Raw genomic sequence first — 20,856 nt, forward strand, 5'->3', positions numbered from 1 at the left:
CGTAGATTTAAAATTACGATAATTTGTTAGGTATAAAGCTTATTAAGGATAGTATGTTAAAGCGCATTGGTTTAATTGTTGGTTTTGTATTACTAAGCATAGTATTGCTTGGTTATGTATTTCGTTTGCCATTATTACAATGGGCTGTAGCGCCTCAGCTTGAAAAAGCGGGCGTTACTTTAAGTTGTTTAGACTTTTCGCTTACCAGCAAGCTAAATGTGCATGTACAAAAAGCGTGCTTGAGTTACCAAAACCAAGAGCTTGTTGTTACAGGCATTACCGCAAATACTCGCCATGTTGAAATTAAACATGCGGCGCTTAATATAAATTCACTTCCTCAAAGTGATAAAGCAAGTAGCCCTGCAACAATTTTAGATTTAGCCCTGCCCGAAAAAAGGCCAACAATTACAGTTGAGCAACTAAGTATAAACAGTGAGTTTTTAAATCAGCCTTTAATTTTAAGTATTAACGAGCCTAAGCTTAACCAGTTTGTAGTAAGTGGTGATTTAAGTGCCAGCGCAACGCTTTACAATAATAAGGTACAAGGACAGCTTAAAGTTAGTGATGAATTGCTTAAACAATTACTTAAAACCGATAACGCGCTATTAAGTGGGCTTAGCTTTAATACGTCGCAAGCATTTAGCTTTAATGGGATAGAGGGAAGCGCCACCGGTAGTTTACAGGCGCGGTATGACTATCAATTTAAAAACTGCGATATTAGTAATCATACTAAAGGGGTGCTAAGCGCTGCGTATAATTTAAATAGCCAAAAGCTTGAGCTAGACCCAAGCAAGCTTAACAACAATGTAACGCTTAGTAATAACTGCCAATCTCTTATTCCTGAAGGTGACTACAAGGCCTTTGCAGTTAAGCAACTTCCCCTCAATTGGCACTGGGCTTTACCTAAACCAATAAGCCTAATAGATAATAATTTAACCATGCCGTTAATAACGCTTACAAGCGATGAGCAAACAGGGCAAGATATAGACATAACTTTTACAGATACGTTTGTTAATACAGCTACACCGTTGCAAAGTGCGCGCACGCAGCTTAAAGCACAGCTACACACTGATGATATAAAGGCTGTAGTGCTCAATACGCAGCTTGAAAACGTACAACTAAGTGGCAATTATGATATTGCGCTTACCGCTTTGCCTGAATTTTTACCGGCTGAGGCTAATAATGTAAAAGCCCAAGGCGACTTTTCATTTGCTCAACTTATTGACTCTAAACCCATAGGTAAAGTAAGTAATACATTTAGCTTTAACAAAGCCGTTGCTTATGGCACTACTATTAACGCTTACACAGGTAAACTAGTGGCTGACATGAGTGAAAAGCTCGATGCAAACGTGGTTTTAAAAAGTGAGTTTAAAAGCGCTCAATACAATGAGTATAAGCTCACTGGTATTAACAATACCCTCAGTGCAAAGGCAAACTTAGGCGTGGGTGAGTTATTTGCTCATTTATCAGCGAATACTCAAATAAGTACACTGACAAGCCCTAGTATTGATTTAGAAAATATAAACGTGGATTCAAAAGGCTTGCAAAGCCGAGCGCTTAAAGCGTCTCATCATGTATTTGTAAACGGTATAGAGCTGGTGGCGAATCACCATATTTCAAAAGTAGAACACCCGTTTGAAGTAATAGTTCCGCAGCAAAATGTACTTTCACTAAATTCAATTATTAGCCAATTTGAGCCGTTAGCTCAACTCACTCAAGGCGAGTTTGGTGGGCGAATTAGTGGCGATGTTAACTTACAAAAAGCTAATTTTAATTTAACTATTGATGATACCAGCGCGCTTTATAACGATTACTTAGCTAATCAGTTGAGGGTGCAACTTAGTGGGCAATATGATTCAGGACAGCTTAATGTTGAGCCTACTACCTTTAACGTTAATGAATTAAGAGCCGGCGCGGTAGTTAATAATATTAATGGCAAAATAAAAGTGGTAAATAACAGCGCGCGAGCATTTGATGTAAGTGGCAATGTGTTTGGTGGGGTATTTGAATTAGATAAATATTCGCTTTTAAAATCGCAGCAAACAGCCAATATCACTTTTAAAGATATTGATGCGAGTAAACTCATTACCCTTGATGATAAGTCGGGAATTACTTTAACGGGTCGATTAAAAGGTGAGTTGCCCCTTCATTTTAGTGACAGTGGCGTAGAGGTTACAAATGGCAGCTTATTAAACCAAGGCGAAGGTAAGCTTATTATTAGCAATAACGCAGCGTTTGACTCTGTAATGCAACAGCAGCAAGAATTACAGCCCGTACTGAGCTTACTTAAAAACCTTGATATACAAAAACTTAATAGTACAGTAGCACTTAAAAGTGATGGTTGGTTAAATTTAGGTGTTAACTTGCAAGGCTTTAATGAGCCACAACAGCAGCAAGTTAATTTTAACTATAACCACGAAGAAAACGTGTTTACGCTACTAAGAGCGCTAAGATTAAGTGACGAAATAACACAGAAAGTTGAGCAGCAATATTCTCAAAAAGGAAACTAATGATGAAAAATTCGTTAAGCATTAAGGCAATCATTGCCCTTGCTGCTATTAGCGCATTGAGCGCATGTACACACAGAGTAGAAGTAGCAGCTAAAGAGCCAATAACTATCAACCTTAATGTAAAAGTAGATCACGAAATTCGTGTGAAGGTGGATAAAGAACTCGATACCCTGTTCAGTGACGACAGCGAATTATTTTAGGAGCTAAATGATGACTATAAAAAATAAATTAAGTATTGCCACTTTAATTAGTGCGGTGTGTTTGTCGTTTTCGGCGTGGGCGATTAGTTTAGATGATGCTAAAAGCCAAGGGCTAGTTGGTGAGAACAGTTCGGGTTATTTAGGCTTAGTTGTACAAAATAGCGAAGCTAAAGCCGTTGTTGAAGAAATTAACGCAAAGCGCAAAGCTCAGTATTTAAAACTAGCTAAAAAGAACAATTTATCGCTTGCCCAAGTAGAGGCACTCGCAGTGGCTAAAACAATCGAAAAAACCCAAAGTGGTCATTATGTTGAAGTAAATGGGAGCTGGGTTAAAAAGTAACATTTAATTTGATACTTAAAAACCGAGCGGTTATGCGCTCGGTTTTTTTATGCCTTCTAAAAGCTGCTGCCAAAAGTCGATGCCTTTTCGCCTTGCAAGTTTAATATTGTGCTCAGGGATAGATTCTGGCTCGTCATAGCTTTCAAGCGCTTCGCTCATACTTAGTTCGCGTATTAAATGCAGTGTAGGGTAGGGAGCTCGGTTTGTGTAATTTGCGGCATCATCTTCGTCGCTGTCGGCAAATACGTAGTCAGGGTGGAAATTAGCAATTTGATATTTACCTTCAAAGCCTTGTGCAACCAGTAGCGCATTGGCTAAATCAACTAAATCTAAAAAGTCTTCAAAATCACTAAAGCCCTTATCAAACAGTATTAATGTGGTTTCGCGCTCTGGATTTTGATCAAGCTGTGTGCATTGCTCAAGCATATCCATTACTGCATCATCAATTTTTACTGCTGGGCTAAGCACATAATGAATGCAATTGTTCTCAACTTCTTTGCGGGCGAATGGGCAAAAGTTATATTTTACAATAACCGACGATACCCACTCACGGGTTTGAGTAATAGCTAAATTGGTCATGCTTGTGGCTCTAAATACTGATTAATTATGGTTAATGTTTTTTTAATGGCGCCTTGGTTTTTTAATACGCACTGCTGCGCTTTATTCCCTAAGGTTTGGCAGGCTTTAGCGTTTTGGTTTAAATTAATTAATTGTGTCGCAAGCTCATCAGTGTTTTCAACAACCACAGCACCTTTTAATTTTATAAGCTCAGGATATACATGATCAAAGTTATACGTATGTGGGCCAGTTATAACACCAACTGAAAAAGCTGCGGCTTCAAGTGGGTTATGCCCGCCGCGGCGAATTAAACTACCGCCTACATAACTTATATTACCAGCGCCATATAAACATTGAAGCTCGCCAAGTGTATCGGCCAATAGTACGTGTTCGTTTTGATAGTTATTGTTGCTGCGACGACTAAAGCTAAGTGGGCTTTGAGCTAACGTATCGGCTACTTTATCAAACTGCTCAGGGTGTCGGGGGGCAATAACTAAAAGTGCATTTGGGTATTTTTTTAATAGTTGCTGGTGGGCATTTAATATCATTTCGTGTTCAAGTGGATGAGTCGAGCCTGCTACCCATACAAACCGCTCTTGAGTTTTATATTGTGCTTTAAGGTTTGCAACTGAGGCTATCTGCTCATTGCTTGGGCTTATATCAAACTTAATTGAGCCTGTAACATGGCTTTTTGAGGGGGTTAAACCTAGCTCAATAAACCGCTCGGCATCTTTTTTATTGTGACTTGCAAGTACCGTGATTGAACGCATAATTATTTGCGTTAACTTGGCAACCTTTTGATACCCTTGTTGCGATTTTTCGCTCAAGCGAGCATTAAGTACCAGTACCGGAATATTCTTTTTATGGCTTATTGCCATTAAGTTGGGCCAAAGCTCGGTTTCTAATATGCACAGTGCTTGTGGGTTTATACGTTTTAAAAATCGGGCGGTCGAAAACGGGAAGTCCATAGGTAAATAACTACACGCCACGGTATTTTTAAACTGATTAATTATTTGCTCGCGCCCTGTAGGGGTATTGCAGGTAATAAGTATATTAAGCTGTGGTTGATGTTTTTGCAGCGCTTTGATAAGTGGTGCAGCTGCAAGTACTTCACCTACAGAGGCGCAGTGCACAACTAACGGTTTGCTTTTGCTTGTAAATAAGCTTTTGCTCACAAAACCAAAACGCTCTTTAAAGTGTGCGCGGTAGCCTTTGTTTTTTTTACCTCTTAATACATATAAGTAAAATACAATCAGCGGGCTAATTAAAATTAAAGCGAATGAGTAAAAAATGCGTGCCATACTGAACTTTTATTGAGGTAAGTGCCCTTAGTTTAACGCGAAAGTGATAATTTCTGAACATGTGAAGCACTAAATTATGTTCCAGTTCAGCTATATTCCTATAAAATACACACAACTAAATAAAACTGTGGAATAATGGATTTAATTTTTTCCTGCCATTTCAGTTCCTAGAGGAATTTTTCATGTCAATTATCGATTCTGTGGCAACAAGCTACGTTGAAAGTTTAAACCGTCATCAAGCCTTATTTGAAACGATGGAGGCTTATCATCAAGAGTCTATGCAGTTATTAGAAGCATGCCATAGTGCATTACAAGCTGGTGGTAAGGTTATTTGGTTTGGTAACGGCGGCAGTGCGGCTGATGCTCAGCATTTAGCGGCCGAATTTGTAGTACGTTATAAATTAGAGCGCGGACCGCTTGCGTCTATGGCACTCACAACCGATACGTCAATTCTTACTGCGCACAGTAATGATTACCACTTTGATACCGTGTTTGAGCGCCAAGTTCAGGCGCTTTGTAAACCAGAAGATTTAGTCATTGGTTTAACAACCTCAGGTACCAGTGCAAATATTAATTTAGCACTTGAAGCCGCTAATAAAATTGGCGCATTTACTGTTGCATTAACAGGCCGTGATGGCGGAAAAGTAAAAAACATTGCCAAGCTGCCAATTATTATCAAAAACGATGAAACAGCACGCATTCAAGAAGCGCATATGTTTATTGGCCACTGGTTATGTGAAGCCGTAGATATGGTTGTTGCGGAGCAGCAGTAATGGATTTATCGCTATTAAAAAACTTATCTAAAGCGCGGATTTTAGTGGTGGGCGATGTAATGCTCGATCGCTACTGGTACGGTGACACTGGGCGTATTTCGCCAGAAGCGCCAGTCCCTGTAGTAAAAGTAAGCAAGTTTGAAGACAAAGCCGGTGGTGCTGCCAATGTCGCTAAAAACATTGCTAGGCTTGATGCCAAAGTAGGGTTACTTGGCTTAATTGGTGAGGATGAAAGCGGGCAAATTTTAGAAACAATTTTAAAAGGTGAAAAAATAAGCTCACAACTTGTGAGTGTATGTGATTTACCGACTATTTCTAAAATGCGGGTTATTAGCCGCCATCAACAACTTGTGCGCCTTGATTTAGAAGAAACCTTTAGCGAGCAGCATAGCCAGCTGTTATTAAATCGCTTAGAGCTGGTGCTTGATGAGTACGACTTTGTAGTGTTTTCTGATTACAGTAAAGGCTCGCTCAGCTTAATTAAAGAGATGGTGAGTATTGCCAAAGCGGCGGGTAAAACCGTGCTTATAGACCCTAAATCGCCAGACTTACATTTGTACGAGGGCGCAGACTACATTACGCCTAACTTACATGAGTTTAATTTAGCGGGCGGTAAAACAGGCTCTGAAGAGATTTTAGCGCAAAGTGCCCGTGAGCTTATTAGCAAAAATGGCATTAAAGCCATGCTACTTACACGCTCAGAGCAAGGTATGTCGTTAATTAATGCCGATGAAAAACACGACTTTGCAGCTCAGCAGCTAGAAGTAAGCGATGTAACTGGCGCAGGTGATACCGTTATTGCAACTTTAGCTGTAATGCTTGGAGCAGGTATGGCCCCTAAAGATGCAGTAGAAATTGCTAATTTAGCTGCGGGGATTGTGGTAAGTAAATTGGGTGCAGCTACAGTTTCACCAGAAGAACTAAGCCAAAAACTAGGCCAGTACTTACACACTAATGGCGAGCACTACCAAACCCCATTTGATGATGTGCTGCAGCATATTGAGTTTGCAAAACAAAACGGCGAAACCATTGTATTTACCAATGGTTGTTTTGATATTTTACACGCAGGCCACGTGCGCTATTTAGCGCAAGCTAAAGCGCGCGGCGATAAGCTTGTTGTTGGGTTAAATAACGATGAATCTATTACTCGTTTAAAAGGCCCTGAGCGCCCGATAAACCCGCTTGATGAGCGCGCAATGGTATTAAGTGCACTTGCCTCTGTTGATTGGGTTATTCCATTTGGCAGCGCTGAGGAAAACGACACACCCGCTAAATTAATCGAGCAAATTAGCCCTGATATTTTAGTAAAAGGTGGCGATTATACTGTAGAGCAAATAGCAGGGGCCGATCATGTCCTGCGCCATGGCGGAAAAGTAGAAGTACTGACGTTTTTAGATGGCTGTTCTACATCAAAAGTGATTAGTAAAATAAAGCAGTAATATAGATGTTTGTTGCAAATAAAAAGGGTTGAAAACGCAGTTTTCAACCCTTTTTATTATTACGCATACAACTTTTTAAAAGTTATATTCGTATTTAGCAAACGCAGATGTGTCGTTTTCAGCGCCATCATTATTTGATGCAAAAGCGCCCAGTGTTAAACGCCCACCCATTGCAAGTTGCCTGTAACGCAGTTCAACCTGTTTTGAGTTATAGCCCGTTTTAGTAATTGTGTTACCTAAATCAGGGTTATCTGGATACCAATCACTATTATCGCTGTTGTAATCAACGCTACGTAGTTTTACTTGCCAATCATCACCGTTTGAAAGTTGCCCAAGCAATGTTAAAACCACCGATTGTGCATCGTTATCAAAGGTTGAGCCTATGGTGCGGCCATGGTAACGGTAACCTGATTTATAATCTGAGTGCTCGTAATAACAGTTTTCATTGGTAGATTCAGCTGCGCACGAAACACCCGTATCGATATATTCTACATTGACTAATACATTTTGGCTGTAAATGCGTTGGGTCGTTTGCACACCAAATAAGTAAGCTCTGTCGGCCGGTTTAAATTGTGAGCTGGCATCTTCACCAATGGTGCTTGCATAAATGGCGTATGGGTGACTAAATAATGTATCAGACCAACGAACGTCAATACCGGCAAGCTGGTTACCAATTTTAGACTCTAATGAGCTATCGCAATTTTCATTGCCATCAATACAGTTAGTTTGCCCAGTAATAACATCAATAAAATCCCCCGCTGAGCTTGGTTGCCCTTCGCCAGCCCATTGTGCAGACCAACTTAACGCAATTTCCAACTCTTGAATTGGACGGAAGTTTAAACGGCTGCTCCACAGTAAAGCATCAGGAATTACGCGGGTTGATTCCAGCTTTGCCATTTGGGCGGTAAAGCTCCATTGGCCTATCCAGCTTAGCCAAGGTGTTTCAAACGCTGTGCTTTGCTCGCGCGTTACACTCAGTGCCGGTAGTGGCTTTGCATTACCCGACATAATTAAACTGTTATCAACACCTGGGCCCCAAAATTGCTCTACGGCACCGGCTCTAAAAATCCAATTACCTAAGCGGTATGCTAAATAGCTATCGTCAAATGAGGTGTCGTTACAATCTTCCAGTGCTTGTTCATTTGCGGCTATATCATCGGTTGTTTTACCAGCAATTAAACAACTTTTACCATCGTTTCGGTAGTTGATAGCCACTTTTGCTGCAAAATTATCGCCAAGATAAGCATACGCTGCGCTTACTTCAGACTCTTGAGTATTTGTAGCGCCAAAACTTGTTGCAACAATAGGATCTGATGCTGCAAAAGCTGAAAGTTGAACACTGTGCGAACTGCTATTTTCTGATTTATAACGGTGTTTTACGCGAAGTAGGGCATCTTGTAAGCTCGGTGATAAAAGTTCTAGCTTAGTAGATTCAACCTCACCAATAAAGCTTTTCCACATTAGTGGATACGTTGTAACTGGCGCAAGAATAACGCCTGCATCAGCAAGCTGTTGAATATCGGCTCTGAGTCCGTAGTCGTCTGGTTTTACCCATGGCTCTGCATTTACTGATGCGCTCATAGCGCAAAATAGAGAAGAAAGAAGAAAAATTCTGTTTCGCAAAGTTCAGATCCTTGTGATTAAGATTGCGGCTAAGTTTACCAATCTCGACCGGCTAATGCAGTAAATAATCTATTTATTGCATTAAATTTATGTATAAAAATGTAACCTATCTATCGCAAAAACTATGTGGTTGATATACTGCTCGCAAATAAGAAATAGAGAACACAATGCGCAACAAACGACTTTTATTTATACCCGTATCATCGCCACAAGGAATTGGTGAGTACATGCGCTCGTTGTTGTTAGCTCAAAGCCTTGAAAGTGAATGCTCAAATCCCCTTGATATACATTTTATTTTAAATAAGCACACCGCTTACGCTAAAGACTGTCCTTATGAAGCAACCCTACTTGAGCACTCTGCGACGAAAGAGCGTGACAGGGTATGTGAACTCATAACTGATTTTAAGCCCGATATTGTCATTTTTGATTGTGCTGGGCGTGCAGCTCATATGAAGGCAGCTAAAAAAATCGGCGCAAAGGTGGTGTTTATTTCCCAGCACGCTAAAAAACGTGCCAAAGGCTTAAAACTAAATAGAATAAACCTAATTGATAGCCACTGGGTTGTACAACCCGACTACTGTATTGAGCCGCTTAGCTGGGCAGAAAGAACTAAAATAGATATGTTTGCGTTAGCTATACCGCAAAACGTTGGCCCTTATGTTGCGTTTTCATCTAGATTACAAACACAGCAGGTGTTAAACAAACATAAGCTCGATGCAAAAAGCTACTTTATTGTGAGCGCAGGCTCTGGCGGGCATGAACTTGAAGGTAAAAATTGCGCTGATGTTTTTTATGCTGCAGCGATTAAAATAGCGGCTAAAACAGGCTTAAAAGGAATTGTGGTTTTTGGCCCTAATTACAATAAACCACTGCCAGAATCTAATGAGGTAGTGAGTTTAGCAAGTTTAGAAAATAGTGAATTTTTATCGCTGATGGAGCAAGCTAAATTTGCTTTACTAAGCGCTGGCGATACTTTATTGCAAGCTATTGCTGTGCATACCCCTGCAGTCGCGTGCGCTATTTCAAAAGACCAAAGCGATCGCTTAACAAGCTGCGAAACTACAGGCGTTGTAATTAAAGCTGCCCTCCATGTAGATGATATTGTAAATAAGGCTGAGGCATTAATTGTTGAGCCACACTTTAAACAGCTTATAAGTAAATACTCTCAGTTTGAAACCGCACAAGGATATAAAGTTATAACGCAAGGCGTAAAAAAAATGCTAATGGTGGAAAAATAGTGAACATTGTTATTGTAATAGATTCTTTAGCGGGTGGCGGCGCTGAAAAGGTAATGCTAACTCTTGCCGAACAGCTTATTAAAGCGCATTGTGTAACCATATTGTCTTTAGCTAATAAATTTGAATATAGAATTTGTGAGCGATTAAAGGTTGAGAGTTTATTTACTGATAAAGCGACTAAAGTAGACCGCTTTTGGAAAATAAATAAAAGCGTAGCAAAGTTAGAGGCCTGGTTTAGTAGTAAGCAACATGAAATAGGCGCGATAGATTTAGTGCTTTCAAACCTTGATAGAAGTAATAATTTACTTGCTAAAAGTGCAGTTAAAAATGTACATTTTATTATGCATAATTCAGTAAATGCGGAGCTGGCTAGGCAAAAAAAATTAGGCCCGTTTTCTTATCGCTATCTTAAAAAATCTAAACAAAACCTAAATGGTAAGTCACTAGTTTGTGTATCTAAAGGGGTAGAGCAAGAGATCACCCAAGGCGATTTAATTACACCAAGTGCAATTACTACTATTTATAATCCATTTAGCTTAGCTGATATAAAACGCCAATCCGATGAGATTAATACCCAAATTCCCCAGTCGCCTTATTTAATTCATGTTGGGCGATTAGCTAAGCAAAAGCGCCATGATATTTTATTTGCAGCGTTTGCCAAGCTTGATAAAAAATACAAATTAGTACTTTTATGTAATAAGCCAGACAAGGCACTTAAGCTTGCAAAAGAGTATGGCATTGCTGAGCAACTTATCGTGCCAGGGTTTGAGCAAAATCCTTATAACTGGATTAAACACGCGCAGGCGTTAGTTTTAAGTTCTGACTTTGAAGGGTTCGGTAATGTTTTGGTCGAAGCATTAGCTGTTGGTACGCCTGTAGTAAGTACTAACTGTACCTTTGGGCCGAGCGAAATATTAATAGGCGAACTGGCTAATTACTTAGTGCCTGTAAGAAATAGCGAACAATTAGCAACTAAAATTAAACTCTGCCTGGCAAATAAACCTGATGTAGAAAGTGCAGAAATTTTGCAAAAAGTAAGTGCTGAACAAGTTGCTCAGCAGTATTTAGCTTTACGTCGTTAGCTTTTGTTTATAAAAAGTATGCAAAGTTTCCCAGTCGTTACTTTGCCAATAAAAGCTATTATTTCGGCCTTGTTCTTTTAAAAATGAACGTGCAAGGCGAGCCATATTAGCTTGCTGCCACTGTGTGTTTGGCTGCTTAATTTCACCCCGGTCAAAGTCGATAATATATACGTCGCCGTCTTCATTAAATAAAATATTATTAATATTTAAATCGGCGTGGTACACCCCTTTGGTATGAAATAACGCAATAGTGCTGGCTATGCTTTTAAGCTCACTACTATTTAAAGGCCGCTCAATTAAAATGTCGAGCAGGCTTTTAGCGCCGCTTACCGCTTGTGTAATTATATCGCCGCGGTAAATCAAACCACTTTGAGATACTTTGGCTGCAATGGGTTTTGGCACATTTAGGCCAAGTTCAATAAGCTTTATCATTAAGCTAAACTCTTTATACACGCGGGTGTTTTCAAGGCCAGGATATAGGTATTGCTCGCTTAAAACCTTACCCACTAAACCGCCACGCCAATAATGCCTTAGTACTGCAGTTAAGTTATCGTGTTTAAAAAACCATGCTGTAGCGCGGCCTTTTTTAGCGCCCACTATTTTATTTTGCTTTTGCCAATACTCTGCATCAAACCAGTTTATATCAACAAGGTTAAAATAATCTGGGTGGCTTAAAATAGTGTGCTTGCCTTGCTTTAGTGTTTTAAACATAGCTCGTTAAAATAATTCAATAATGTGGGTATATTAACGTGTTTTATGGCGCAGGATAAGTGCTTGCATTAACGCGAGTATAATTTAAGATCCCAGCATACTTATTTAAAGCCTAACGGAATGCGTGACTCAAGTGCCTAATTACTCCTCTATTTGTATTTTAAGACTCTCTGCTATTGGTGATGTATGTCATGCGGTTAGTGCTGTTCAAGCAATTCAAAAAGCGCATCCTAATGCAAAAATAACCTGGGTAATGGGTAAAGTAGAGGCTATGTTACTTGCTGACTTACCAGGCGTAGAGCTGGTAATTTTTGATAAAAAAGAAGGAAAGGCTGCGCTCAAAAAATTAAAAAACACCTTTAAAGGTAAGCAGTTTCACGTACTTCTTAATATGCAGGTGGCACTAAGAGCAGGCTTTGTTGCACGCTGTATACCAGCAAAAGTAAAATTAGGGTTTGATTGGGCGCGCTCAAAAGAGCTACACAGCTTATTTATAAATAAACGCATAGCAGCGCAAAAAGAGGCTCATGTATTAGAGGGGTTTAAAGGCTTTGCTAATGCAATTGGCGTAGATAATTATACGCCTACTTGGCAGATGCCATACAGCGCACAAGATCAAAGCAGAGCAGATGAGTTATTAGGGCAAGAGTATTTAGCTAACAAGCTATTTGTTATATCGCCCGCTGCAAGTAAAGCTCAGCGTAATTGGTTGCCTGAACGCTATGCAGCACTTGCTGATTACGCGCACAAACAAGGTTTTAACGTTGCTTTAACGGGCGGTCCTACAAAGCTTGAAATTAACTTAGCGAACAATATTATTAAACATAGCAACAGCCCTATTTTAAATTTAGTTGGCAAAACTAAACTTAAAGAGCTGTTGTGTGTATTAAAACGTGCTGATTTAGTACTCGCCCCCGACACCGGACCTGCACACATGGCAGTAACCGTTGGCACGCCAGTAATTGGCTTGTATGCACACTCAAATCCGGCTCGCACAGGCCCTTATTTATACCAAAACTACGTAGTTGAGGTTTACCATCAAAACTTACTTAAGCAAACCGGTAAAACGGCGCAGCAAGTGCCGTGGGGCACCCGAGTAAAAGGCGATGATTTAATGAGCCAAATAACCATAGATAGCGTTAAAGCAATGTTCGACCATGTTGTACAAATAGAGGGCATTGAATGAGTGTGAAATTACATAAAGCGCTTTTTTTAGACCGCGATGGCGTGGTAAATGTTGACCATGGCTATGTATATCAAAGTGACAAATTTGAATTTATTAATGGCATTTTTAATACTTGTAAAACATTTTACGACGCAGGCTATAAAGTTATAGTAGTTACAAACCAATCTGGTATTGGTCGTGGTTACTACACCGAAGCTGATTTTTTAGCGCTTACTCAGTGGATGAAAACGCAATTTAGTAACCATAATATTGAAATTGCCGATGTTTATTTTTGCCCGCACCATCCTAACAAGGCGTTGCCCGAGTATTTAAAGCAATGTGATTGCAGAAAACCAGCACCAGGTATGTTATTGCAAGGTATAAAGGAGCATAACATCGACCCTAAGCAAAGTATTATGGTTGGTGATAAGCTTAGTGATATGCAAGCTGCGCAAAAAGCCGGTATTACAACTCGAGTGTTAGTTCGCTCGGGGCAAAGCCTTGACGAGAGCGCAAAGCAACATGCTGATTTAGTGATTGATTCAATAGATGATTTAACTGAGCCCTTAGCGTTATAAAAACACGCTTTTTTAAAGCCTATAAACTGGCACATATTCCTGACATTATGCGCGCTTGCGACGAACTACAAACCGTGCATTTTTCTCGTTAAACTTTTACAATACACACCATCATAAACAGTGGCATAAACGTTGTTGTTTACCCGTTCAATTAAATGGAGACTACAGATGAGAGCATCTGCTTTTTTTAGCCAATTACAAGAGCAAATTGAAGACGTTAAAGCCCAAGGCCTTTATAAAAATGAGCGTATAATTACCTCGCAGCAACAAGCTCAAATTGAAGTAGCATCTGGCGACAAAGTTATTAACTTTTGTGCTAACAACTACTTAGGCCTAGCAAATAGCCCAGAGTTAATTAAAGCAGCGCAAGGCGGTTTAGACGACCATGGCTTTGGTGTTGCATCGGTACGTTTTATTTGTGGTACGCAAGATATCCATAAAACACTTGAGCAAAAAATTAGTGCGTTTTTAGAAACTGAAGACACAATTTTATATTCTTCTTGTTTTGATGCTAACACAGGCTTGTTTGAAACAATTTTAGGTGCAGAAGATGCAATTATCTCTGATTCACTAAACCATGCGTCAATTATTGATGGTGTACGCTTATGTAAAGCTAAGCGTTTTCGTTATGCTAATAACGACATGGCAGATCTAGAAAAGCAACTTATTGCCGCAGACGAAGCGGGCGCAAAAACAAAGTTAATTGCCACCGACGGCGTGTTTTCAATGGATGGCGTAATTTGTAACTTAGAAGCTGTGTGCGACTTAGCCGATAAGTACGATGCACTTGTGATGGTAGATGACTCGCATGCAGTAGGCTTTGTTGGCGAAAATGGTAAAGGTACGCCTGAGTACTGTAATGTTCTTGACCGTGTAGATATTATTACTGGTACATTAGGTAAAGCGCTAGGCGGTGCATCGGGTGGTTACACTTCAGGTAAAAAAGAAATTGTTGAATGGTTACGCCAGCGTTCACGCCCTTATTTATTCTCAAATTCACTCGCGCCTTCAATTGTTACAGCGTCAATTAAAGTCCTAGAAATGCTAGAAAATGGCGGTGAGCTTCGCGCCAAGCTTTGGTCAAATGCTAAGTACTTCCGTGAGCAAATGGAAGCGGCAGGCTTTACCTGTGCAGGTAAAGACCATGCGATTATTCCTGTAATGCTAGGCGATGCTAAAGTAGCATCACTTATGGCTGATAAATTACTAGCCGAAGGCATTTATGTGACTGGCTTTTCATTCCCAGTAGTGCCTAAAGGCCAAGCGCGTATTCGTACGCAAATTTCAGCTGCGCACAGTATTGAACAGCTAGATACCGCTATTGCAGCCTTTACCCGCATTGGTAAAGAAATGGGTGTTATTTAATTTTTTATAAACCGAGGCTTGCCCTCGGTTTTTTAGTTGAGTGTTAACGATGAAAGCATTATCTAAATTAAAAGCAGAAACCGGCATTTGGATGACTGATGTGCCAAAGCCTGAAGTTGGCCATAACGATCTGCTAATTAAAATTCGTAAAACGGCTATTTGTGGAACCGACGTTCATATTTACAAATGGGATGAGTGGTCACAAAAAACGATTCCTACCCCTATGGTTGTTGGTCATGAGTACGTAGGTGAAGTAGTTGACATGGGCCAAGAAGTACGCGGCTTTGCTGTTGGCGACCGTGTATCGGGCGAAGGTCATATTACCTGTGGGCATTGTCGTAATTGTCGTGCTGGGCGTGTACATTTATGCCGTAACACCACAGGTGTAGGTGTTAACCGTGAAGGTGCTTTTGCTGAGTACTTAGTTATTCCTGCATTTAATGCGTTTAAAATTCCAGATAACATTTCTGATGAGCTAGCCTCTATTTTTGACCCGTTTGGCAATGCTGTACATACTGCACTTTCGTTTGATTTAGTTGGCGAAGATGTATTAATTACAGGCGCAGGGCCAATTGGTATTATGGCAGCCGCTGTTGCAAAGCATGTAGGTGCACGCCATGTTGTTATTACTGATGTAAACGAATACCGCCTTGAACTTGCTCGTAAAATGGGCGCAACACGTGCCGTAAACGTCGCTAATGATAAGCTTGAAGATGTAATGAATGAGCTAGGTATGACTGAGGGCTTTGATATAGGTCTTGAAATGTCAGGTGTACCAAGTGCGTTTAATTCTATGCTTAATAACATGAACCACGGTGGCAAAATTGCCATGCTAGGTATTCCTCCATCAGATATGGCAGTTGATTGGAATAAGGTTATTTTTAAAGGCCTAGTTATTAAAGGGATATACGGACGTGAAATGTTCGAAACCTGGTATAAAATGGCGAGCCTTATCCAGTCGGGCCTTGATTTAAACCCAATTATTACACATCAATACTCAGTAGATGACTTCCAAGCTGGCTTTGATATGATGATTTCAGGTCAATCGGGTAAAGTAATTTTAAACTGGGAATAGTTTAAAGTTTTATACAGAGGCGGCTTTTGCCGCCTTTTTATTATATTTTTTTAATGAGATTTCAATGGCATTTAAACATATATCTATTGCGCAAACACATGAGCTGTTAGACAAAGAAGACGTAGTTATTGCAGATATACGCGATCCTAACTCGTATCAAGCGGGCCATATTCCCGGTTCAGAAGCACTTTCAAATGCGAATATTGCTCAATTTATGATGGAAAAAGAGTTCGATCAGCCAATAATTATTGTGTGTTATCACGGTATGAGCTCGCAAGGTGCGGCAAGTTATTTAGTTGAGCAAGGCTTTGAAGATGTATACAGCATGGATGGCGGCTTTACTGCTTGGGAAGCTGCATACAGCGAGAAAGTAGAACGATGATTGAGTTAGGTAGCTTAAACAACCCACGCGCTGCGCAAGGGTTTATAGACTACTTAAAAAGCCAAGGCTTAGAAGGGCAGTTACATTCACCTGATGGCAGCAATGTTGTTATTAGCGTTAATCCTGAGCATTTTCATCAAGTTCAACCACTGTGGGCTGAATTTGTACAAAACCCTAATCATGAGCGATATCAGCAAGCATCTTGGAATGTGGGAAGTACGCAATCAGGGCTTACTTATCAAGGGCAGTCATTAAACTTAATGGCCCGATTCAAAGCCCTTAGTTGGTTAAATCAAGCTGTAAGTATTGTAAGTGTTGTTATTTACATTGCTTTTTTACTCGGTGGCTTTGAACAAATATACACAGCACTTCAGTTTAATCCTGCTCAGCCTTTAAGTTGGCTTACGCCTTCACTTGTCCATTTTAGCGCTATGCATATAGTGTTTAATTTAATTTGGTGGATGTCGCTTGGCGATAATATTGAAAAACAATGCGGAAAACTAAGTTTAGTTGGGTTATTTTTTGTAACTGCACTTATTAGCAATTGGGCACAGTTTTTAATTGTAGGGCCTAACTTTGGCGGTTTAAGTGGTGTGGTATACGGCTTATTAGGTTTTTGTTGGATCCATAGCTATTTAAATCCTAAGCAGCCAGCGCTTGTTAGTACGCCAATTATTGGCTTTATGCTTGTTTGGTTAATACTTGGTTTTGCAGATGTATTATTTGTAGGGATGGCAAATTGGGCTCATTTAGGCGGGCTATTAAGCGGCATGGCCTATGCTTTTACCGCTAATACATTTAACGCAAACAAAACCACTCGTTAATGGTACAAGTACTTAGTAAATAATACTTTGCGAATAATTTCTTGGCCTGTTTCTTCTTTAAGCAGGCTTTTTAATTTTTCTGCGCATTTAGCTCTAATTTCTTCTCGGCCAGTTAAAGACTTTATTTTTTCTTCAGGCTCTTTTGATAATATTTCAACCAATGCGTCGCGTAAAAGTGGGGTGTGGTGCTCTACTATAGCTATATCAGAATTATTACTTAGCATTAAATCTATAGTTACGCGCACATAGCCCATTTTTTTGCTAGAGGCGCCAATGTAATTGGTAATTATATCTGGCTCAAAGCCAAAATAACCCACTGTTGACTCTGCTTTGGCCGATAAGCTAAAACAACTTAAGATCAGTATTAATAAACCTGCGTATACTATTTTTTTCATCTTTAGTGCATTTTCAGTTTAGTTATACAAATAGTTTATACGTAATGACGCATAATAAACAGCGCCCTACAATTATTTATCGGCAGTAAATCACTACTTTTTCAAATGCTTTGGCAATGTTATCATCGCGTTGGTTTTTATTTTATTGAGCTAACGTGATTACTTTTCCGCTTTCTATATCGGCTAATTGGCAATGTTCTTCATCGGTAACTGGCTTATCGCTTTTAGAGCAAGAGTGGCTATTTGAGCCTCATTCTTTAACGGCAAAATTAAAAAATAATGCGCGTAGTTTTAGTGTTAAAGTGCTTAGCGAACAAGCATTTTCGCTCACTAAAGAGCAGCAGCAGCTACTTGGTAGCTCAGCAAGCAAAGCGCTAAACCGCGAAGTGCTATTGCTTTGCGATAATATACCTATGGTGTACGCACAAAGTTGGTTGCCTAACAACGAATCACAAGCCTTATTACATAATATGGGTGAGCGCCCATTAGGCGACGTTATTTTTCAGCACAGCGCACTCACAAGAAATAATATTGAAATTGCCCGCTTTGGCTCATCTCATGCGCTTCAACTACTTGTCGCGCAGCTTAATTTACCTGCGCAACCTATGCTTGGGCGCCGAAGTGTTTTCTCTATTAATGATTATCATTTTTTAGTGTGTGAAGTGTTTTTACCCGGAGCGTACCTATATTCATGAAACTAGCCCCTTTACAATTAGCTAATATCCCTTTTTATATTCAGCTAATGCGTGTTGATAAACCTATTGGCACATTACTCTTGCTTTGGCCTACGTATTGGGCGCTGTGGCTTGCAAATAATGGTATGCCTAGTTTGCTTAATTTTATTGTATTTACTCTGGGCGTGATTGTTATGCGCAGCGCAGGCTGTGTAATCAATGATTTTGCTGATAGAAAAATAGACGGCTCAGTAAAGCGTACCGCAGGGCGTCCTTTAGCGACAGGGCAAGTGAGCGCCGGTGAAGCACTGAGTTTGTTTATATTACTAATTGCTATTGCTTTTTTGCTTGTGCTGCTACTTGGTATTAATACAATTTTATTGTCGTTCGGGGCGCTGGCTTTAGCATTTTGCTATCCGTTTATGAAGCGCTATACCCAATTGCCGCAAGTAGTATTAGGCGCCGCTTTTGGCTGGGCTATACCAATGGCGTATATGGCTTCAATTGACTCTCTACCTATACAAGCTTGGTTGTTATTTATAGCAAATATTTGCTGGACCGTAGCGTACGACACTATGTATGCAATGGTTGATAGAGATGACGATTTAAAAATTGGTGTTAAGTCTACCGCTATTTTATTTGGTAAATATGACCGCCATATTATTTTTTTATTAAATGCTAACTTTATTGCTTTGTTAGCGTTGATAGGGCTTAGTAATCAATTAGGGTATGCATTTGCTGCGGGGCTGTTGGTTGCTATAGGGCTGTTAGCTTACCAACAAGTACTTATTCATAGGCGAGCCCGTGAGGCGTGCTTTAAAGCGTTTTTAAATAACCATTATGTAGGGTTAGTTATTTTTATTGGGCTATTGTTCTCTTTTCCAATAACACTTTAAAGTATTGTTTACCCTGAACTCTATAAAGTTAACCTACTTTAAGTAGCGTTCAGGAATCTGTATTTACCTTGGTGGGTCAATAATCCCGCTAATTGATGCATTTTTTCTAAACCAACCAGCAATTGAGTATCGCTCATCGACTGCGGGTAGCACTTCGTGGGCAAAACGTTCACTTTCAAACATAACCAACGTGCCTGCAGTTGGTTTTATTACTATTTCTACCTCTTTACTTTTAGGCTTATAAATTACTAGTTCACCGCCTTGCTTTGGTGTGTTTAAGTAAAGCACCGTTGTAAATACGCGGTTTGAACGCCCTTTAAATGCATCTATATGCTTTTTATAAAAGTCGCCTTGAGTGTATTTTGCGTAGTGGCACTCGTAATCAAACAACCCTATAAACAAGTTACGATTAAGCGTTGTTTTTATACTTTCCATAATTGCTTGATAGGTTAATTGGGCTTGCGAGCTACCATCAAACCAAAATGTTTTATCTTTACGAATGGTTTTATCTATCTGTAAATCGTTTAACCGGCCAATGCCAGCAAGGCTAAAGTGTGGATTAATACGGTGGCAGTCAGTAATTAAATCGTTAACAAGCTCGGTTACTAGGGCGTTTTGAATAACAGTGTAACCATGGGTTTCTATTGCGTTTAAATAAACATCAGAACTAAAGAGTGTGTTCATTCATGTCAGTTGATTAAAAAAGGTGCGACAGTGTAGCCTAAAAAATTTTAATAGCTAGCTATTTGTGCTGCACACCTTTTTACTGATTAGTTAATCGCTGTAGATGCTTTTTTTATAAGTGATAATAAGTGGTCAATGTGTTCGCCAACAGCTGCTTGTTGACTAGTTTGTACAACCAGTTGCTCATGGCTTAAGTCTTTGTTGGTTTTAAGCTGCACAAGCTCTGTGTGCTCTGCAAGTGTGCTTGCATGCTCAATACTGGCAATGGCAAAGTGGTCTGATTTAACAAGCCCCGCCATTACTTGCTCAATACTACCCACTTTAATGCTGGCCGACTTATTTAGCATATCGATGGCTTCATTAAGCATGCTCTGTACTTGCTTAGATTGTGAAAAACAACCGTACATAGGGTAGCTGTCTAAATCGTGTTTACTAATGTCGCTTTTATTAGCAAGTGGGTGATGCTTAGATACAAATAAAACAAGCTGATCAGGCAAGTGAATATCGCTACCAATACTATTAATAGCTTGCGAGTACACGCTTATGTCTATTTCGCCGTCTTGAAGCTTACGTACAAGTTCATGTTGTTCTTGTAGTTGCATTTCTATTTTAACATGGGGGTATTGTGCTAAAAATTGCCCACACGAAATAGGCACTACACTGCTCGCTTTATTGGTGTAGCCAATCACTAACTTTTCGTCTGTGTTGCCGTTTACTGATTGTGAAATTCGTTTTTTTGTATGTTCAAGTTCGGCAAGGGTGTTTTTAGCGTAATCGAGAAAGAGTTCGCCTTCTGGCGTTAATTTTACAGAGCGTGTTGAGCGTTTAACTAACTCGTAACCCATTTCATCTTCAAGAGTTTGAATGCTGCGAGTAAGCGCTGATGTACTAATTTGGGTTTGCTCAGCTGCTTGTCTGAAATGGCGTAGCACACCAAGCGCTACAAATTGTTCTAACTGTTCAAATCTCACTTTATAGTCCCTTTTTATAAGTAAGTCGCGTGTGCCGCGAACATCAATAATACTAACTTTGAGCCTAATAAA

22 protein-coding genes are annotated in these 20,856 nt (G+C 39.9%); 15 read left to right on the plus strand and 7 right to left on the minus strand.

Going from position 1 to position 20,856, the window contains the following annotated elements; translation table 11 throughout:
- The first annotated feature begins 53 nt into the window (after window positions 1-53).
- Genes PESP_RS04175 through PESP_RS04185 form a run of 3 tightly spaced genes read left to right on the plus strand, consistent with a single transcriptional unit; the run spans window position 54 to window position 3,050 of the window.
- Window positions 54-2,510: an intermembrane phospholipid transport YdbH family protein gene (locus PESP_RS04175; protein ID WP_089346901.1), complete on the plus strand. Its 2,457-nt coding sequence runs from the start codon at window positions 54-56 to the stop codon at window positions 2,508-2,510.
- A 2-nt stretch (window positions 2,511-2,512) separates the two neighbouring features.
- Complete coding sequence (locus PESP_RS04180; protein ID WP_010556932.1) at window positions 2,513-2,710, plus strand: YnbE family lipoprotein; 198 nt, start codon at window positions 2,513-2,515, stop codon at window positions 2,708-2,710.
- Window positions 2,711-2,720: 10 nt separating this feature from the next.
- On the plus strand, window positions 2,721-3,050 hold the full coding sequence (locus tag PESP_RS04185) for a YdbL family probable chaperone protein (RefSeq protein ID WP_089346902.1): 330 nt from the start codon (window positions 2,721-2,723) through the stop codon (window positions 3,048-3,050).
- Window positions 3,051-3,080: 30 nt separating this feature from the next.
- Here PESP_RS04185 and PESP_RS04190 read toward each other — a convergent pair whose 3' ends face one another.
- On the minus strand, window positions 3,081-3,629 hold the full coding sequence (locus PESP_RS04190) for a DUF1415 domain-containing protein (RefSeq protein ID WP_089346903.1): 549 nt from the start codon (window positions 3,627-3,629) through the stop codon (window positions 3,081-3,083).
- On the minus strand, window positions 3,626-4,909 hold the full coding sequence (waaA, locus tag PESP_RS04195; protein WP_089346904.1) for a lipid IV(A) 3-deoxy-D-manno-octulosonic acid transferase: 1,284 nt from the start codon (window positions 4,907-4,909) through the stop codon (window positions 3,626-3,628). Before waaA ends, PESP_RS04190 begins: the two co-directional genes overlap by 4 nt.
- Before the next feature lie 182 nt (window positions 4,910-5,091).
- On the opposite strand from waaA, the gene PESP_RS04200 reads away from it, so the two are divergent.
- Both PESP_RS04200 and hldE read left to right on the plus strand, forming a co-directional pair.
- Window positions 5,092-5,682: a D-sedoheptulose-7-phosphate isomerase gene (locus tag PESP_RS04200; protein ID WP_089346905.1), complete on the plus strand. Its 591-nt coding sequence runs from the start codon at window positions 5,092-5,094 to the stop codon at window positions 5,680-5,682.
- Window positions 5,682-7,121 (plus strand): bifunctional D-glycero-beta-D-manno-heptose-7-phosphate kinase/D-glycero-beta-D-manno-heptose 1-phosphate adenylyltransferase HldE, encoded by a 1,440-nt coding sequence (gene hldE / locus PESP_RS04205; RefSeq protein ID WP_089346906.1) that lies wholly within the window; start codon window positions 5,682-5,684, stop codon window positions 7,119-7,121. Before PESP_RS04200 ends, hldE begins: the two co-directional genes overlap by 1 nt.
- Window positions 7,122-7,196: 75 nt before the next feature.
- Here the strand turns inward: hldE and PESP_RS04210 are convergent, their stop codons facing one another.
- Complete coding sequence (locus tag PESP_RS04210) at window positions 7,197-8,702, minus strand: capsule assembly Wzi family protein (protein ID WP_089346907.1); 1,506 nt, start codon at window positions 8,700-8,702, stop codon at window positions 7,197-7,199.
- Between the two features lie 209 nt (window positions 8,703-8,911).
- On the opposite strand from PESP_RS04210, the gene PESP_RS04215 reads away from it, so the two are divergent.
- Together PESP_RS04215 and PESP_RS04220 are read left to right on the plus strand one after the other, a co-directional pair.
- On the plus strand, window positions 8,912-9,982 hold the full coding sequence (locus tag PESP_RS04215; RefSeq protein ID WP_089346908.1) for a hypothetical protein: 1,071 nt from the start codon (window positions 8,912-8,914) through the stop codon (window positions 9,980-9,982).
- Complete coding sequence (locus PESP_RS04220; protein WP_089346909.1) at window positions 9,982-11,064, plus strand: glycosyltransferase; 1,083 nt, start codon at window positions 9,982-9,984, stop codon at window positions 11,062-11,064. Before PESP_RS04215 ends, PESP_RS04220 begins: the two co-directional genes overlap by 1 nt.
- On the opposite strand, the gene PESP_RS04225 is transcribed toward PESP_RS04220, so the two are convergent.
- Window positions 11,053-11,775 (minus strand): 3-deoxy-D-manno-octulosonic acid kinase, encoded by a 723-nt coding sequence (locus PESP_RS04225; protein ID WP_089346910.1) that lies wholly within the window; start codon window positions 11,773-11,775, stop codon window positions 11,053-11,055. The two genes, PESP_RS04220 and PESP_RS04225, sit on opposite strands and share 12 nt — an antisense overlap.
- A gap of 124 nt (window positions 11,776-11,899) precedes the next feature.
- Here PESP_RS04225 and PESP_RS04230 point away from each other — a divergent pair, with 124 nt between their 5' ends.
- The 6 genes from PESP_RS04230 to glpG all read left to right on the plus strand — a co-directional run bounded on the left by PESP_RS04230 (window position 11,900) and on the right by glpG (window position 17,164).
- Entirely contained in the window at window positions 11,900-12,961 is a 1,062-nt protein-coding gene (locus PESP_RS04230) for a glycosyltransferase family 9 protein (protein WP_089346911.1), read from the plus strand.
- Entirely contained in the window at window positions 12,958-13,518 is a 561-nt protein-coding gene (gmhB, locus tag PESP_RS04235) for a D-glycero-beta-D-manno-heptose 1,7-bisphosphate 7-phosphatase (RefSeq protein ID WP_089346912.1), read from the plus strand. The genes PESP_RS04230 and gmhB overlap by 4 nt, the downstream gene beginning before the upstream one ends.
- Window positions 13,519-13,686: 168 nt before the next feature.
- The gene (locus tag PESP_RS04240) at window positions 13,687-14,883 is read left to right on the plus strand and encodes a glycine C-acetyltransferase (protein WP_089346913.1); all 1,197 of its coding nucleotides are present in this window, start codon (window positions 13,687-13,689) and stop codon (window positions 14,881-14,883) included.
- Between the two features lie 49 nt (window positions 14,884-14,932).
- Window positions 14,933-15,958 (plus strand): L-threonine 3-dehydrogenase, encoded by a 1,026-nt coding sequence (gene tdh / locus PESP_RS04245; RefSeq protein WP_089346914.1) that lies wholly within the window; start codon window positions 14,933-14,935, stop codon window positions 15,956-15,958.
- A gap of 64 nt (window positions 15,959-16,022) precedes the next feature.
- On the plus strand, window positions 16,023-16,340 hold the full coding sequence (gene glpE / locus PESP_RS04250) for a thiosulfate sulfurtransferase GlpE (protein WP_004588558.1): 318 nt from the start codon (window positions 16,023-16,025) through the stop codon (window positions 16,338-16,340).
- A complete protein-coding gene (gene glpG, locus PESP_RS04255; RefSeq protein ID WP_089346915.1) occupies window positions 16,337-17,164 on the plus strand; it encodes a rhomboid family intramembrane serine protease GlpG in 828 nt (275 codons plus the stop codon). Before glpE ends, glpG begins: the two co-directional genes overlap by 4 nt.
- Here glpG and PESP_RS04260 read toward each other — a convergent pair.
- Window positions 17,161-17,559, minus strand: a complete 399-nt coding sequence (locus PESP_RS04260; RefSeq protein WP_089346916.1) for a flagellar basal body-associated protein FliL — start codon at window positions 17,557-17,559, stop codon at window positions 17,161-17,163. The two genes, glpG and PESP_RS04260, sit on opposite strands and share 4 nt — an antisense overlap.
- A gap of 155 nt (window positions 17,560-17,714) precedes the next feature.
- Between PESP_RS04260 and PESP_RS04265 the strand changes: the two genes are divergently transcribed.
- Together PESP_RS04265 and ubiA are read left to right on the plus strand one after the other, a co-directional pair.
- Window positions 17,715-18,254, plus strand: a complete 540-nt coding sequence (locus tag PESP_RS04265) for a chorismate--pyruvate lyase family protein (protein ID WP_089346917.1) — start codon at window positions 17,715-17,717, stop codon at window positions 18,252-18,254.
- Window positions 18,251-19,129 (plus strand): 4-hydroxybenzoate octaprenyltransferase, encoded by an 879-nt coding sequence (gene ubiA / locus PESP_RS04270; protein ID WP_089346918.1) that lies wholly within the window; start codon window positions 18,251-18,253, stop codon window positions 19,127-19,129. Before PESP_RS04265 ends, ubiA begins: the two co-directional genes overlap by 4 nt.
- A 63-nt stretch (window positions 19,130-19,192) precedes the next feature.
- On the opposite strand, the gene PESP_RS04275 is transcribed toward ubiA, so the two are convergent.
- Window positions 19,193-19,813: a 2OG-Fe(II) oxygenase gene (locus tag PESP_RS04275; RefSeq protein ID WP_089346919.1), complete on the minus strand. Its 621-nt coding sequence runs from the start codon at window positions 19,811-19,813 to the stop codon at window positions 19,193-19,195.
- A gap of 86 nt (window positions 19,814-19,899) precedes the next feature.
- Complete coding sequence (locus PESP_RS04280; protein WP_089346920.1) at window positions 19,900-20,784, minus strand: LysR family transcriptional regulator; 885 nt, start codon at window positions 20,782-20,784, stop codon at window positions 19,900-19,902.
- Between the last annotated feature and the right edge of the window lie 72 nt (window positions 20,785-20,856).

The sequence above is a fragment of the Pseudoalteromonas espejiana DSM 9414 genome, from assembly GCF_002221525.1.
GTDB classification, from domain to species: Bacteria; Pseudomonadota; Gammaproteobacteria; order Enterobacterales; family Alteromonadaceae; genus Pseudoalteromonas; species Pseudoalteromonas espejiana.